This window comes from Rothia mucilaginosa (assembly GCF_001061665.1).
GTDB lineage: Bacteria > Actinomycetota > Actinomycetes > Actinomycetales > Micrococcaceae > Rothia > Rothia mucilaginosa_A.
Genome location: NZ_JVSP01000015.1, coordinates 26,986 through 39,647, shown reverse-complemented (window position 1 = coordinate 39,647; position 12,662 = coordinate 26,986). Strand labels below are relative to the sequence as shown.

The 12,662-nt window shown below is 63.8% G+C and carries 12 protein-coding genes, 1 tRNA gene and 1 riboswitch; of the genes, 8 read left to right on the top strand and 5 right to left on the bottom strand.

The window, feature by feature from the left end; all coding sequences use genetic code 11:
• Positions 1-327 precede the first annotated feature (327 nt).
• The 3 genes from ADJ95_RS07660 to ADJ95_RS07650 form a co-directional block, all read right to left on the bottom strand.
• Positions 328-1,125: an energy-coupling factor transporter transmembrane component T family protein gene (locus ADJ95_RS07660; protein ID WP_049334050.1), complete on the bottom strand. Its 798-nt coding sequence runs from the start codon at positions 1,123-1,125 to the stop codon at positions 328-330.
• Complete coding sequence (locus tag ADJ95_RS07655) at positions 1,122-2,774, bottom strand: ABC transporter ATP-binding protein (protein ID WP_049334049.1); 1,653 nt, start codon at positions 2,772-2,774, stop codon at positions 1,122-1,124. Before ADJ95_RS07655 ends, ADJ95_RS07660 begins: the two co-directional genes overlap by 4 nt.
• A gap of 88 nt (positions 2,775-2,862) precedes the next feature.
• A complete protein-coding gene (locus tag ADJ95_RS07650; RefSeq protein ID WP_049334048.1) occupies positions 2,863-3,486 on the bottom strand; it encodes an ECF transporter S component in 624 nt (207 codons plus the stop codon).
• 58 nt (positions 3,487-3,544) lie between these two features.
• A riboswitch (TPP riboswitch) is annotated at positions 3,545-3,645 on the bottom strand.
• Between the two features lie 266 nt (positions 3,646-3,911).
• On the opposite strand from ADJ95_RS07650, the gene ADJ95_RS07645 reads away from it, so the two are divergent.
• The gene (locus tag ADJ95_RS07645; RefSeq protein WP_049334047.1) at positions 3,912-4,145 is read left to right on the top strand and encodes a DUF4235 domain-containing protein; all 234 of its coding nucleotides are present in this window, start codon (positions 3,912-3,914) and stop codon (positions 4,143-4,145) included.
• Between the two features lie 141 nt (positions 4,146-4,286).
• Entirely contained in the window at positions 4,287-5,693 is a 1,407-nt protein-coding gene (locus tag ADJ95_RS07640) for an MFS transporter (protein WP_049334046.1), read from the top strand.
• A gap of 160 nt (positions 5,694-5,853) precedes the next feature.
• Here ADJ95_RS07640 and ADJ95_RS07635 read toward each other — a convergent pair whose 3' ends face one another.
• A complete protein-coding gene (locus ADJ95_RS07635) occupies positions 5,854-7,194 on the bottom strand; it encodes a septin family protein (protein ID WP_049334045.1) in 1,341 nt (446 codons plus the stop codon).
• Positions 7,195-7,331: 137 nt separating this feature from the next.
• Complete coding sequence (dcd, locus tag ADJ95_RS07630; RefSeq protein ID WP_049334044.1) at positions 7,332-7,919, bottom strand: dCTP deaminase; 588 nt, start codon at positions 7,917-7,919, stop codon at positions 7,332-7,334.
• Between the two features lie 128 nt (positions 7,920-8,047).
• Here dcd and ADJ95_RS07625 point away from each other — a divergent pair.
• The 6 genes from ADJ95_RS07625 (at position 8,048) to ADJ95_RS07600 (ending at position 12,424) form a co-directional block, all read left to right on the top strand.
• A tRNA-Gly gene (locus ADJ95_RS07625) sits at positions 8,048-8,118 on the top strand.
• A 381-nt stretch (positions 8,119-8,499) separates the two neighbouring features.
• The gene (locus ADJ95_RS07620; protein WP_049334043.1) at positions 8,500-9,120 is read left to right on the top strand and encodes a thiamine phosphate synthase; all 621 of its coding nucleotides are present in this window, start codon (positions 8,500-8,502) and stop codon (positions 9,118-9,120) included.
• A gap of 2 nt (positions 9,121-9,122) precedes the next feature.
• A complete protein-coding gene (thiO, locus tag ADJ95_RS07615; RefSeq protein WP_049334042.1) occupies positions 9,123-10,205 on the top strand; it encodes a glycine oxidase ThiO in 1,083 nt (360 codons plus the stop codon).
• A 49-nt stretch (positions 10,206-10,254) separates the two neighbouring features.
• Positions 10,255-10,452: a sulfur carrier protein ThiS gene (thiS, locus tag ADJ95_RS07610; protein ID WP_049334041.1), complete on the top strand. Its 198-nt coding sequence runs from the start codon at positions 10,255-10,257 to the stop codon at positions 10,450-10,452.
• 155 nt (positions 10,453-10,607) lie between these two features.
• Complete coding sequence (locus tag ADJ95_RS07605) at positions 10,608-11,378, top strand: thiazole synthase (RefSeq protein WP_005509016.1); 771 nt, start codon at positions 10,608-10,610, stop codon at positions 11,376-11,378.
• Positions 11,369-12,424 (top strand): ThiF family adenylyltransferase, encoded by a 1,056-nt coding sequence (locus ADJ95_RS07600; protein ID WP_049334040.1) that lies wholly within the window; start codon positions 11,369-11,371, stop codon positions 12,422-12,424. The genes ADJ95_RS07605 and ADJ95_RS07600 overlap by 10 nt, the downstream gene beginning before the upstream one ends.
• Positions 12,425-12,662 lie beyond the last annotated feature (238 nt).

Here is a 12,662-nt window from a genome sequence, read left to right as displayed (position 1 = left end):
GCGAAGCAAGGAGGGGCGGAGCGTCCGGGTGACGGGTGCCCCTGCGTAGGCGCGAAGGAAATATGCGGCACCCGCGACGTATCCCAGCGCGGGAGGATGGTATCGCCCGTAGTGACATCAGGGTGTCCGAAGCGAAGCGAGGACGGGTTCCCTGTAGGAACGAGGGCGAATACCGTCTCCCTCTGGGCTGTCTGCAAGTGGTTGCCGGAGGTGCCGCACCTTCCTGAAGCGACATCAGGGTGCCCGAAGCGAAGCGAGGGCGGGTGCCCCTGTAGGAGCGAAGGAAGAGTACAAGCGCCTCCCTGCCCACGTCCAAAGCAGAGCAAACTAGCCCCAGAGGAACTGAATCGTACCCGCCGCAATAGATGCACCGTAAGCAACCGCAATGATGACGGCGGCGGCAATACTCACGTGCACGTCACGGCGCGAATAGGACGGCACACGAGCCCAGGTACGTTCGCCTGCGCCGAAGCCGCGCGCCTCCATGGTGATGGCGAGGCGAGAGCCGCGGCGGATGGCCTGCACGAGTAGGGCGAAGCTTTGCCCGCCGAAGGTTTGGGCTCGTCCAATGAGGGATTGGCCTGCGCCGAGTCCGCGGGCGCGTCGTGCCTGGCCGAGGGCGTTCCACTCGGCGAAGAGGATGCCGACCAGGCGCAGCGCGGCGATGGTGGCGAGCACGAATCGTGCCGGCAGTTTGAAGGTCTGCGCGAGGGAGTCGCCGAGGTCGGTCGGATCGGTGGTGAGCACGAACGCGAGGGTGGGCAGGACCATGGCGAGGGAACGGATCATCATGGCTGCGCCGACGGCTGCGGAGCCGGTGGTGATGGTGTTGAAGCCGAGGTTGAGGATCACGTCGCCGGTTTTGGCGCTGAGCATGGCGACGGACCAGCCGGTGGTGATTACGGCGATGAGGATGGGCCAGAATCGGGCGAGGACGTTGACGGGCCGGAACCCGACGAGGATGAACCCGAGCAGTTCGAGGGCGAAGAGGATTCCGGAGGTCAGCGGGTCGCGCACGATGAGCGCGGCGATGATGAGGGCGAAGGAGACGATGAGCTTGACGCCGGCGTTGAGGCTGCTGAAGTAGCTGGTTCGGTCGATGGTGCCGAAGAAGTCGGTGTTCATGCGTTCTCCTTTCCGTTGGTTGTCTGGGGTTCGGAGGCTTCGAGCGCTTCGAGGGTGATGGATTTGCCGCCGAGCGCCGCGGTGTAGTCTTCGTCGTGGGTAATGGAGATGACGGCGGTCCCGTCGGCAAGGAGTTCGCGGATGAGGTCGACGAGTTCGGCCCAGGTGCGGGCGTCCTGCCCGAAGGTGGGCTCATCGAGAATGAGTATTCTCGGTGCGGTGGCGAGCGCGGAGGCGACCGAGAGTCGTCGTTTTTCGCCGCCGGAGAGGGTAAAGGGGTTGGCGTCGAGCAGGTGGTTGAGGCGCAGGCGGGCCGCCAGGTCGTCGGTGCGAGCGGCGAGCTCGTCTTCGTCGAGGGGAACGCGGTTGAGCGCGGCGAGTCGGCGGGGGCCGAGCTCGAGTTCTTCGCGTACGGTTCCGCGGATGAACTGGTATTCGGGTTCTTGGAAGACGTAGCCGATGCGGCTGAGCATTTGGGCGGGGGTCCAGGAGGGCACGTCCCAGTGGGCGCGCTGGCTATTCTGGCCGCTGTCCCGGCCGGCGCCGTGGTCGCGGAGCGTGTCGGTGGCGGCGAGGGTGCCGTCGGGGGCGGTGAGCAGACCCGCGAAGGTGAGCGCGAGGGTTGATTTGCCGGCGCCGTTGGGGCCGAGCACGCTGAGGTGTTCGCCGGCGCGCAGGGTGAGGTTGATGCCGCCGCGCAGCACGGGCAGGTCGACGGGTACGGGCGCGGGGGTGTCGCCGAGGCGTTTGATGGTGCGTCGGCGGGCGCGTCGCTGCTTGGGGGTGGGTTGCGCGCGGGTAATGCTGAGGTTTTCGGCGCGGAGAAGCACCTCGCCGGTTGCAGTATCGCCGCCCGCCGCCTCGCCGATAGCGTTCTGCGGTGCACGTGGCACGTAGTCGGGCACCCACACGCCGGCGTCGATGAGATCCCGACGGGCTTCGGCGAGCACGGTTCCGGGCGCGCCGTCGTGGGTGATGGTTCCGCCCGCGCCGAGCACGATAATGCGGTCCATGTACGGCGCCCAGATGCTCACGCGGTGTTCCACGACGAGCAGGGTCGCACCGGTCGCCTCCGCGGCAGCGAGGATGCTGTCGCGCACCTCCCGCACGCCGGCGGGGTCGAGGTTGGCGGTGGGTTCGTCGAGAATCATGGCGCCGGGGTGCATCGAGAGGATGCCTGCCAGGCCGAGGCGCTGCTTCTGTCCGCCGGACAGGGCGCTGCTGGGGTGGTCGAGGGGCAGGTGGCTGAGCCCGACCGCGGTGAGCGCCTCGGTGACGCGTCCCCAGATTTCCTCGCGGGGTACGCGCAGGTTTTCGGGGCCGAAGGCGGTGTCGTTCCCGATGGTGGCCATGACGATGGAGGATTCGGGGTCCTGCTGCATCATGCCCGCGGTGCCGCGCGCTTCTACGGGGTCTTGACCGTTGAGGGTGATGGTCCCGCCTGCGGAGAGGCCGTCGTCATCGTGGAGCACACCGGCGATGGCGTGCAGGAGCGTCGATTTGCCGGCGCCGGAGGTGCCCAGCAGCAGGACTTTTTCACCGGGGTTGATGGTGAGGTTGAGTCCGTTGATGACCGGTTCTGGGCGGCCGGGGTGGTGCCAGCTGAAGTTGTTGAGCTCGATGCGCGCCCCGCGCGGTGTTGCTTCCATAATGCTTTCTTAGCCTTCTGAGCGGCTGCTGTAGTGTGCCGAGTGGTGACTCGTGGTGAGTGATTAGCTGGTGGCTAGTGGCTGACGATTAGCGGCGGGTGTTGCCGGAAGCCAGCGAGGAGAGCACGCCGGTCTTGGCGAGGTTCTGCACGAGAATCCAGGCCAGGAAGCCCGCGATGACTGCGCCGGAGACGACCGAGCAGACCACGTAGGTGACGGCCTTGACGGGCTCCATGTCGGGGTAGTAAATCAGGATTTCGCTGCCACCCATGAACAGGCCGCTGAGAGCACCGGCCAGAACGGCGATGGCGGCGTTCCAGCGACGGTAGCCGAAGGCGGCGAAGACGATTTCAGCGCCGATACCCTGGATAATACCGGAGATCAGAATCTCGCCGCTCCACGCACCGCCGGTGAACAGCACCGAGATGAGCGCCGCAACGAGCTCGCAGAAGAGGGCAGCGCCGGGCTTGCGGATGAGCAGGCCGCCGAGGGTACCACCGAGCAGCCAGGCGCCGGCGATGAGCGGGCGCAGTTCGGGGGCCGCGACGAGCGCGGTCTTGGCGGCGGGGCTCACGGCGATATCCCAGATCCAGAAGATGATAGCGCAGGCCACGGCGATGACTGCGGCGATAACGATTTCGTTGACTCGCCAGCTTAGGCTGGAACGGGGCGCCGGACGCTTGGGCGCGGTGGTGTCGGTGGTGTGTGACATGCGGTTTTTCCTTCCGTCGTTGGAAGGGGAATGTCCTCGCCCTCTGCGTGGGCGAGGGCACCGAGAAGATTCGACTCCCTACACCGGTACTAACCGGATCAGGTTCGAGGGTCTGCTTAGCACTCTCAGCGCCTCGGTGGCGCTCCCCTGTCGTTTGGGGTTCCTTGTCCGTACCGTTGTGGTGCGGGTGGGAACCCAGGTTCGATTGTAGACTTGTCTGGATGTTCGTGCCAATTTGCCGCTTTTTGTTTCGTTCTTCTGCCCACATTACAGAATTGCACGGTGTACAATTTTGGGACGGAGCGGCTCCAAGGCGGCACGAACGCCTTAAACCCTATACGCTAGGGAGTGGCGCTCTTTTCTCACCCAACCCCGAAGGGGTTCGGGGGTGAGGCGCCGCATCATTAACACCAAAGGAGATACATATGAATCCCGTCGCAAAGCTTGCTCTCGCGGGCCTGAACATGGGCGCTGCTGCCCTGGTTGGTAAGGGCCTGGGCGCAGCCTGGACCAAGGCTACCGGTAACCAGCCTCCCGCCATTTCCCACGACTCCGAAGATACTCTGCGTCAGGTCATCCTCTGGACCGTCCTGACCTCCGTCGTGGGTGCCGTTGTCAGCTTCGGTATCGCCCGCGCGCAGCGTCGTTTCTTCAAGTAAAGACCATCCCTGAATGCTTCGTTCAGTGATGCGGGGCGGTGCGTACCTTCGCGGTGCGTACCGCCCGCGCTTTTCTAACGCGTACCAGCCTCCCGCAGTACCGGCCGATGCGACGCCGCTCGGCCATTTGAAAGCCCCTTCATGATGATTCGTTCCTCCCGCCAGCAGAAGCCTGCCCGTCCCGCCGTGGACCACGCTACGAGTCGCCGTTCGGTGACCGCGTGGGTCCTGTGGGATGTCGGTTCGTCGAGTTTCGACTCGATTATGATGACCTTCATCTTCACGGTCTACCTGACCAGCGGTTACTTCGGCACGCCCGAGCAGACCTCTTCGGCGCTGTCGCTGGGTCTGACGGTTGCGGGTTTCCTCATCGCGTTTCTCGCCCCGGTCACGGGCCAGCGCAACGACAGGTCGGGCCGCGGTATCTTCTGGCTGGGCGTGAACACGGTCCTGCTCGTGGCGTTTATGGCGGCCTGCTTCTTCGTCGCCCCCGACCCAGGCTACCTGTGGCTGGGTGTTTTCCTGGTGTCTGCCGCGAGTGTGTTTAGCGAGTTCGCGTACGTGAACTACAACGCGGTGCTGCCGCGCGTTTCGAACCCGAATAATATCGGTAAGATTTCGGGCACTGGCTGGGCCGCCGGTTACATTGGCGGCATCCTCGCTCTGGCCGTGGTGCTGTGGGGCTTCGTGCTGTCCCCCTCGTCCCTGGGCTTGAGCGAGGAGGGGGCTCTCAACATCCGCGCGGTGACCCTGTTCGCCGCGGCCTGGTGCCTCATCTTCTGCGTGCCGCTGCTGATTCGGATGCGCACCCGCGAGCGCTTCCTGCCGGAGGTGCTGCCCACCCGCGAGCTGCGTTTCCTGGAGCTGGGCATGGAGCGTCTCTCCCCGGCTCGTCAGGGTAGCCTGCTCGCCTCTTACAAGGCGCTGTGGCGCACCATTAAGCGGCTGAAGATGACGTCCCCGCAGACCCTGTGGTTCTTGATTGCTTCGGCGGTGTTCCGTGATGGTCTGTCCGGTATTTTTACGTTCGGCGGTATTCTTGCGGCGGGCACGTTCGGTTTCAGCACTTCCGAGGTGATTCTGTTCGGTATTGCCGGTAGCGCTGTCGCGGCGGCTGGCGCGATCCTGGGCGGCTACCTGGATGACTACCTGGGCCCGAAGGCAATTATTGTTATCTCGCTGGTCGGCATTATCTTGGCGGCTACCCCGCTGATGTTCTTCCCCGAACCGGGCGTGTTCTGGGTATGCGCCCTGCTGCTGTGCCTGTTTGTGGGTCCGGCGCAGTCGGCCTCCCGCACGTTCCTGGCTCGCCTGGCCGAGCCCGGCACCGAGGGTGAGCTGTTCGGACTGTACTCGACGACCGGCCGCGCCACGAGCTTCCTGGCGCCGATGCTTTTCGGCCTGTTCGTGAGTATTCTGGGCGCCCAGATTTGGGGTGTTGTCGGCATCCTCGTGGTTGTGGTTGCGGGTCTGCTGATGCTGCTTCCTGTGGAGGCTCCCGGGCCCCTGCGGGTGCGGGCAAGCCGCCGCGAGAAGGTGAAGTCTTAGCCGCGGACGGGGCCCACGCGGTGCTCACACGTTGAATCCTGCGGGTCAATTCCCGCGGTCAGATTCCGCGGTCCCTCAGCGGGTATAGCGAAGGGGCGGGCAGAGTTAATCTGCCCGCCCCTTCGCTATGCGCCATCGGCGCTAGGGTACGCTCATCGAGCTACTCGGTCACCACATCGTCGTCTGCCTCGGCAGCCGTCTCGGTGGAGCCTTCCGAGGTCACCTCGCGGTTTTCCTCCGCCTCGTCCAGGACCTCTTCGCTGCCGGTTATCTGAGCCCAGGTCGCGTCGTCAATCAGCGGATCGTCAATCACGCGGACCCACAGCATCGCTCCCTGCGCCAGGGCGCTGACGTTCTCGTCGTACGCCTCCGCAGGCAGACCCTCAAAGATCTCAGCCAGACGCGCAAACAGGTCATCGTACGAAATGTCGCCCTCAGCCTGCAGCCAGCACTCAGCCGCAAATTCAGACAGCTCGTTCAACGCGGTGTCCTGCAGCAGCAGGAACGGGCCGTTCTCGCCCACGCGCACCGCAGAGGTTCCCGGCGCGCGGTCAATCACAATCGTACCGTTCAGGTACACGCCCGGCAGGTGATCCTCAACCGTGTACTTCTCCAGGCTCTCAACCTCATCAGCGCCCGGCAGCTCACCACCATTCAGCAGATCCTGAACCAGCGGCAGGGTGTCCTCAACCTCCGAGTACACCAGGCGCCACACGCCGCCGCAACGCTCTACCAGCTTGGCCAGCGACACGACGCCCTCGGGGTGCTTCGCCAGGCCCGAGCTCTGCTCGCTCAGGAACACCAGCGCCTCGTGCAGCGGCACACGTTCCAGGCGCGGCTCCTTGGCCTGCTCGTCACGCGAAATCAGCACGATACGGGTCAGCTTGTAGCCGCGGTCCTCGGGGTCGACCACGTTCAGACCGGCCTCAACCGGGTTCTGCTGTTCCTTCGGTGCATTCGGGTCGACAATCACCGACAACGGCTTCGGGTAGGGGGTCACGAAACCTTCATCCGAGATGACGGCGGTCTCGTCCGTCAGGTACGCCAGCTTCGAGCCCAAGAAACGCGAGGCCGTGGTCTTGCCGCTACCCGAAACTCCCACCAGGGCCAGGGCGCGCTTCGACTCGGGGTCACCGATAACCGCCGAATGAAGCATCACGCCGCTACCCACCAGCTGCTCAATCATCGCAACGGTGATGCGGCTCGTCAGGTCCTGCAGGCCCTGCTCCACGCTATCCACGCGCAGCGTGCCAACCTTCATGAACGGGCCCATCAGGGGCTGGGCTATGTCCAGAATCGGGGTGTCAGATACGGGGTGCACCAGCAGCACCTGGTCGTGGTTCGAAACCGCCTCATACGCCTCGTCCGGGGTCTCAAAAAATTCGGGGTTCAGCGGCTCCCAGGCACGCTTAAAACCCTCGATAAAAGCCTCAGACTGGTCAATCAGGTAGACGGAAACCTCCGCGCCCGCCAGGCGCAGAACAACAGGAAGCAGATTCATAACAATCCTTCAAATGAGTGAGAGAATAGCCCCGCACGCGAGTGAACGCACGAGACGCCGGGCGTACGCCCATATGAGGAGGCGCGGGCGACCCAGCCATGCAGGCCGCCCGCGCCCCAACCCCGAACGGGAATAGACTACGACTCCGTCGGAATCATCGTCTGATGAAAATTCAAATAACTACGCGAAGCAGTCGGGCCACGCTGACCCTGGTAACGGTTACCGTACGCGCCCGAACCGTACGGGTGCTCGGTCGGGCTGCTCAGACGGAAGAAGCACAGCTGACCCACCTTAGAACCCGGCCACAGCATAATCGGCAGGGTGGCCATATTCGACAGTTCCAGCGTCACGTGGCCCGAAAAACCGGGGTCGATAAAACCGGCCGTCGAGTGGGTCAGCAGGCCCAGACGACCCAGCGAGGACTTACCCTCCAGGCGGGCGGCCACGTCATCGGGCAGGGTCACCTTCTCATACGTCGAGCCCAGCACGAACTCACCCGGATGCAGGATGAACGGCTCGTCGGGAGCCACCTCCACCAGACGCGTCAGGTCCTCCTGCGGCTGCGCGGGGTCGATATGCGGGTACTTGTGGTTATCGAACAGACGGAAGAAACGATCAATCCTCACGTCCACACTTGCAGGCTGAATCATCGACTCATCGTACGGATCAAGAACGATGCGTCCATCAGCAATCTCTTGACGAATATCGCGATCTGAAATAAGCACGTTTAAAGGATACCTGGCAGAGCCCGCAGACCGCAGGCTCGAGCCCGGCACGACCCGGGTGGTGCGTCACATTGGGCGGGGTGAAACATTTCACGAACCGGCACGGTACACGCTAGACTGGAGGGGATGCGGCTGTAGCTCAATGGTAGAGCGCACGCTTCCCAAGCCTGATACGCGGGTTCGATTCCCGTCAGCCGCTCTTCCAGAACCTCTCACTGAACGGTGAGGGGTTCTTCTTCTTGAACCATGACGGGAATCGCTTCCAGGCGGAAATACATTCCCTCGCGCGCTCGGGATTTCCGCCTTCCAGCCCGTCAGCCGCTCTCCTCAAGCCTTCTGCCCCACGGTAGGAGGCTTTTTATTTTGGGTTGAATGTGGTGGTTAGGCTCAGTTGGACGGGTCGAGGCGGTATGTTCCTTGCTCCTGCAGGAGCGAAGGAAGTGTATAGCGTGCCAAGCGCACACACCTCACAACGCTTGAAGGATGTTCAACTCACCACACAGTTGTGCTAACCTAACCACAGAAATTCAATGAGAGAATTGCTCAAAAACATCTACTCGACGAGGAATCGTAGACCCGCATGACCCGCGAAACGCACCCCTACACCACCCCCGCACGCCCCCTCGACCTGAACCTCTACCTCGTCACAGGCGACAACCCCCTCGAAACCGTCCGGGCCGCCCAACACGCCACCTGCATCCAAGTCAGGTCCAAACCCATCAGTGCGCGCGAGCTCTACCAGCTCACCGAGGCTATCGCCGGCATCATCCAGCCGCACCAGACCCTCCTCATCGACGACCGTGTAGACGTCGCCCTCGCGTTGCGTGCCCGCGGCGTGCGCGTTGACGGCGTGCACATCGGTCAAGACGACCTGCCCGTAGCCGACGCCCGCGCCCTCCTCGGCGCCGACGCAATCATCGGCCTGACCACCGGTACCCGGCAGCTCGTCGAAGAGTCCAACAAAATCGCGCACCTGATCGACTACATTGGCACCGGGCCGTTCCGACCCAGCCCCACCAAGCAGTCCAACCGCCCGCCCCTCGGCATTGATGGGCTCCGCGAACTTGCCGAACTGTCCGCCGTACCCACCGTAGCTATCGGCGACATCACCCCCGAAGACTGCCCCGCCATCCGCACCACCGGAGTTGCCGGAATCGCCATGGTCCGCGCCTTCGTCGACAACCCCGCGTTGCAGGCATAGCCATGACCATCACGATTATTGGCGGCGGAATCATTGGCCTCACAACCGCGTTTGAGCTCACCGAACGCGGCGAGAACGTGCACCTCGTCGACGCCGAAACCAGCGACTACGGCACCACCGACGACGGCACGGCGCTCTACCCCGCCGCCAGCCACTACGCCGGCGGCATGCTCGCACCCATCGCAGAAGTGCAATTCCAGCAGGACGCGCTCTTCCCGCTCATGACCGCCAGCGCCGACGCCTACCCCTCCCTCATGGGCAGGCTCAGCCGCGCCACCGACCTGCCCACCGGCTACGACACCACCGGCACGCTCATCATCGCAGCCGACCGTGCCGACGCCGAGCACCTGCAACGCACCCGCGTCTACTACCGGGACATGAACCGCCCCGCAGACCCCGTCACCCCCACGCAGGCACGCACCCTCGAACCGCTCCTGGCGCCGCGTATCGCCGGCGCCGTGAGCATCCCCAGTGACCATCAACTGCACCCGCGGCTCATGAGGCGCGCCCTCAAAGACGCCCTCACCCGCCGCGGCGTCACCTTCAGCGCCGAACGGGTCACCGACCCGGACGCGGGCGACATTATCTGCACCGGACTAGGGGCAACACTGCACGGGGACTACCCGCTACGCCCCGTCTACGGGGACATTCTGCGTCTGCGCGCCCCGCGGCCCATCCTCAAGCACGTGGTGCGCGGCTACGTGAACTCCCGCCCCGTCTACCTCATTCCCCGCCCCGACGGGGAGCTGTGCATCGGCGCAACCAGCCGCGAAGACCACCGCACGCTGCCCGCCATTGACGGCGTACACCAGCTGCTACGTGACGCGATCCGGCTCGTGCCCGCCGTTGAAGAGTGCGAGCTTCTGGAGGCGAACGTCGGTGCCCGCCCCGGAACCCCGGACGACCTGCCCATCTTCGGGCACCGCACCCGTGCTGACGGCACCCGCCAGCTCGTGTCCACGGGCTATTTCCGCCACGGTATTCTGCTTGCCGCGCTCGCCGGCAAGGTTGGTGCGGAGGTCGCCTGCGGGGCTGAGATTCCGCCCATCATGCAGGCGTGCGACCCGGCACGATTCACCCACTAAACACAGTCCCTGCCGGGTGCACCCCGGCGCCCTCACGAAAGGATTTCGCATGACCATCACCTACAACGGCGAGCCGCTAATCACGAATGCCCGCACCGTATTTGACCTTGTCCTGGACCAGTTTGGTACCGAAAATGGCGTGGCTGTGGCGCTCAACCGCAGTATCGTGCCGCGTTCCACGTGGCTGGATGTGCCGCTGAACGAGGGAGATAGGGTTGATGCCCTCACCGCCGTTCAGGGCGGCTAATTCTCCAGCCTGAACCGGAGAGATACCCACCGGCAAAAAAGAACAGATATTCTCGGTTTTTGTTCCCTAAACCGGGCGCACCGTAGCGCCCCGCACCAACCAGCCGCACCAACCAGCAAACCCCGTTATCTAGACGTTCCCACAGAGGAGAACTCATGAGCCTCACACCGCTCACCATCGGCGACCGCACCTTCACATCCCGCCTCATCATGGGCTCCGGAGGCGCAACCAGCATGGACCTGCTCGAGCAGGCGCTCATCGCATCCGGTACCGAAATGACGACCGTTGCCATGCGCCGTCACGCCGCAGGAACCCCCATTTTTCCGCTTCTGCAGAAGCTCAATATCGCGCCGCTGCCCAATACCGCAGGGTGCCGCACCGCAGCCGATGCGGTGATGACCGCGATGCTCGCCCGCGAGGCGCTGGGCACTTCCTGGGTGAAGGTCGAGATCATCCACGACGAAGACACCCTGCTACCGGACACCGTGGAGCTGTTGAACGCTTGCGAGCAGCTGGTCGCCGAGGATTTCACGGTGCTCGCGTACACCTCTGACGATCCGGTGGCTGCCGCTCGCTTGGAGGATGCGGGCGTTGCGGCGGTTATGCCGTTGGGCGCGCCGATTGGTACCGGCCTGGGCATTTTGAACCCGCACAATATTGAGCTGATTGCTTCTCGCGCGCAGGTTCCGGTGGTTCTGGATGCTGGCGTGGGTACCGCCTCCGACGCGGCCCTGGCGATGGAGCTCGGTTGTGATGCGGTGTTGTTGGCGTCGGCGGTGAACCGTGCTGAGGATCCGGTTGCGATGGCTCAGGCGATGAAGTTTGCGGTGCAGGCGGGCGCGTTGGCGCGTGAGGCTGGCCGTATTCCGGTGCGTGAGCACGCGAAGGCGTCGTCGCCGTCGGAGGGTTTTGTCTCGTGGATGTAAACCTTTCCCCTACCCCGGTGAATCCGGAGCATGCGCGCCTGGATCGCGAGCGCACGGACCGTCAGCGTCGCCTGCCGGGCTTTGATCAGGATGCGGTGGCGGCTGCCCGCGTGTTGGTGATTGGTGCTGGTGGTTTGGGTTGTCCGGTGGTGCAGGCGTTGGCGGCGGCTGGTGTGGGGTATCTGCATATTGTGGATTCTGATTCGGTGGAGCTGTCGAATATTCAGCGTCAGCCGCTTTTTGGTGTGCCTGATGTGGGTGAGCCGAAGGCGGAGGTTGCGGCGCGCCGTGCCCTGGAGTTGTGCCCGTCGTTGACGGTTGAGACAACGATTCGGCATGTGGATGCGTCCTGGATTTTGGATCTTTTTGCCGCGTCGGCACCGGATTGTGTGGTGGATTGTACGGATACGTTTGCGTCGAAGTATCTGATTGCGGATGCTGCGCAGGTTGCGGGTTTGCCGCTGGTGTGGGGCACGGTTTTGCGTTTTGGCGGGTCGGTGAGTCTTTTTGAGCCGGATGGTGCGCATTTGCGTGATATTTTTCCGACGATTCCGCAGACGGTTGAGTCGTGTGCGCTTGCCGGGGTGTTGGGTGCGACGACGGCTGTGGTTGGTTCGCTGATGGCGACGGAGGTGCTCAAGTTTGTGAGTGGTTTGCCGACGGCGGCGGGTACTCTGCTGACGTATGATGCCTTGTCGGGTACGTGTACGTCGTTTGGGGCGGTGCCGGATCCGGCGCGTGTGGTGCCGGTGGATTTGTCGGCGCATGAGGTTCCGCAGGTTCTGCTGGATGTGCGTGAGGTGCCCGAGCGTGAGGAGTCGGTGAAGCATGAGGGCTCGCTGCATGTGCCATTGTCGCATCTGAGCGACGCTGAGGGGTCGTTGTTGCCGGCAACCGACGTGCCCGCGGAGCTGCTGAGCCTGTTTGAGTCGGTGCGTGATCAGCGTGTGGGCGTTTTCTGTGCCTCGGGTGCGCGAGCGCAGCGCTTTGTGCAGGCGTATGCGGAGCTGGCGGGCGAGTACGGGGTGCGCCTCACGGCTATCTAAGCGTGTACGAGGCGTAGCTATCCCTTCCGGAAGCGACATCAGGGTGCCCGAAGCGAAGCGAGGGCGGGTGCCCCTGTAGGAACGAGGGCGCATACCGCTTTCCGCTTAACTGGTAGGCGCTTAAGTAGGGACAATTCCCCATGTGCAGGGCGTAAAATCGTGTATAACACGGCGGCACGTCGCGCGGTTTATTCTGCCTAAAAACTGCCGCTGCCGCCTCCTGTTTTCGCACACTCAC

Coding starts and splice junctions, on each gene's coding strand:
- ADJ95_RS07660 (WP_049334050.1), bottom strand. CDS start 1,125: ATGAACACCGACTTCTTCGGCACCATCGACCGAACCAGCTACTTCAGC.
- ADJ95_RS07655 (WP_049334049.1), bottom strand. CDS start 2,774: ATGGAAGCAACACCGCGCGGGGCGCGCATCGAGCTCAACAACTTCAGC.
- ADJ95_RS07650 (WP_049334048.1), bottom strand. CDS start 3,486: ATGTCACACACCACCGACACCACCGCGCCCAAGCGTCCGGCGCCCCGT.
- ADJ95_RS07645 (WP_049334047.1), top strand. CDS start 3,912: ATGAATCCCGTCGCAAAGCTTGCTCTCGCGGGCCTGAACATGGGCGCT.
- ADJ95_RS07640 (WP_049334046.1), top strand. CDS start 4,287: ATGATGATTCGTTCCTCCCGCCAGCAGAAGCCTGCCCGTCCCGCCGTG.
- ADJ95_RS07635 (WP_049334045.1), bottom strand. CDS start 7,194: ATGAATCTGCTTCCTGTTGTTCTGCGCCTGGCGGGCGCGGAGGTTTCC.
- ADJ95_RS07620 (WP_049334043.1), top strand. CDS start 8,500: ATGACCCGCGAAACGCACCCCTACACCACCCCCGCACGCCCCCTCGAC.
- thiO (WP_049334042.1), top strand. CDS start 9,123: ATGACCATCACGATTATTGGCGGCGGAATCATTGGCCTCACAACCGCG.
- thiS (WP_049334041.1), top strand. CDS start 10,255: ATGACCATCACCTACAACGGCGAGCCGCTAATCACGAATGCCCGCACC.
- ADJ95_RS07605 (WP_005509016.1), top strand. CDS start 10,608: ATGAGCCTCACACCGCTCACCATCGGCGACCGCACCTTCACATCCCGC.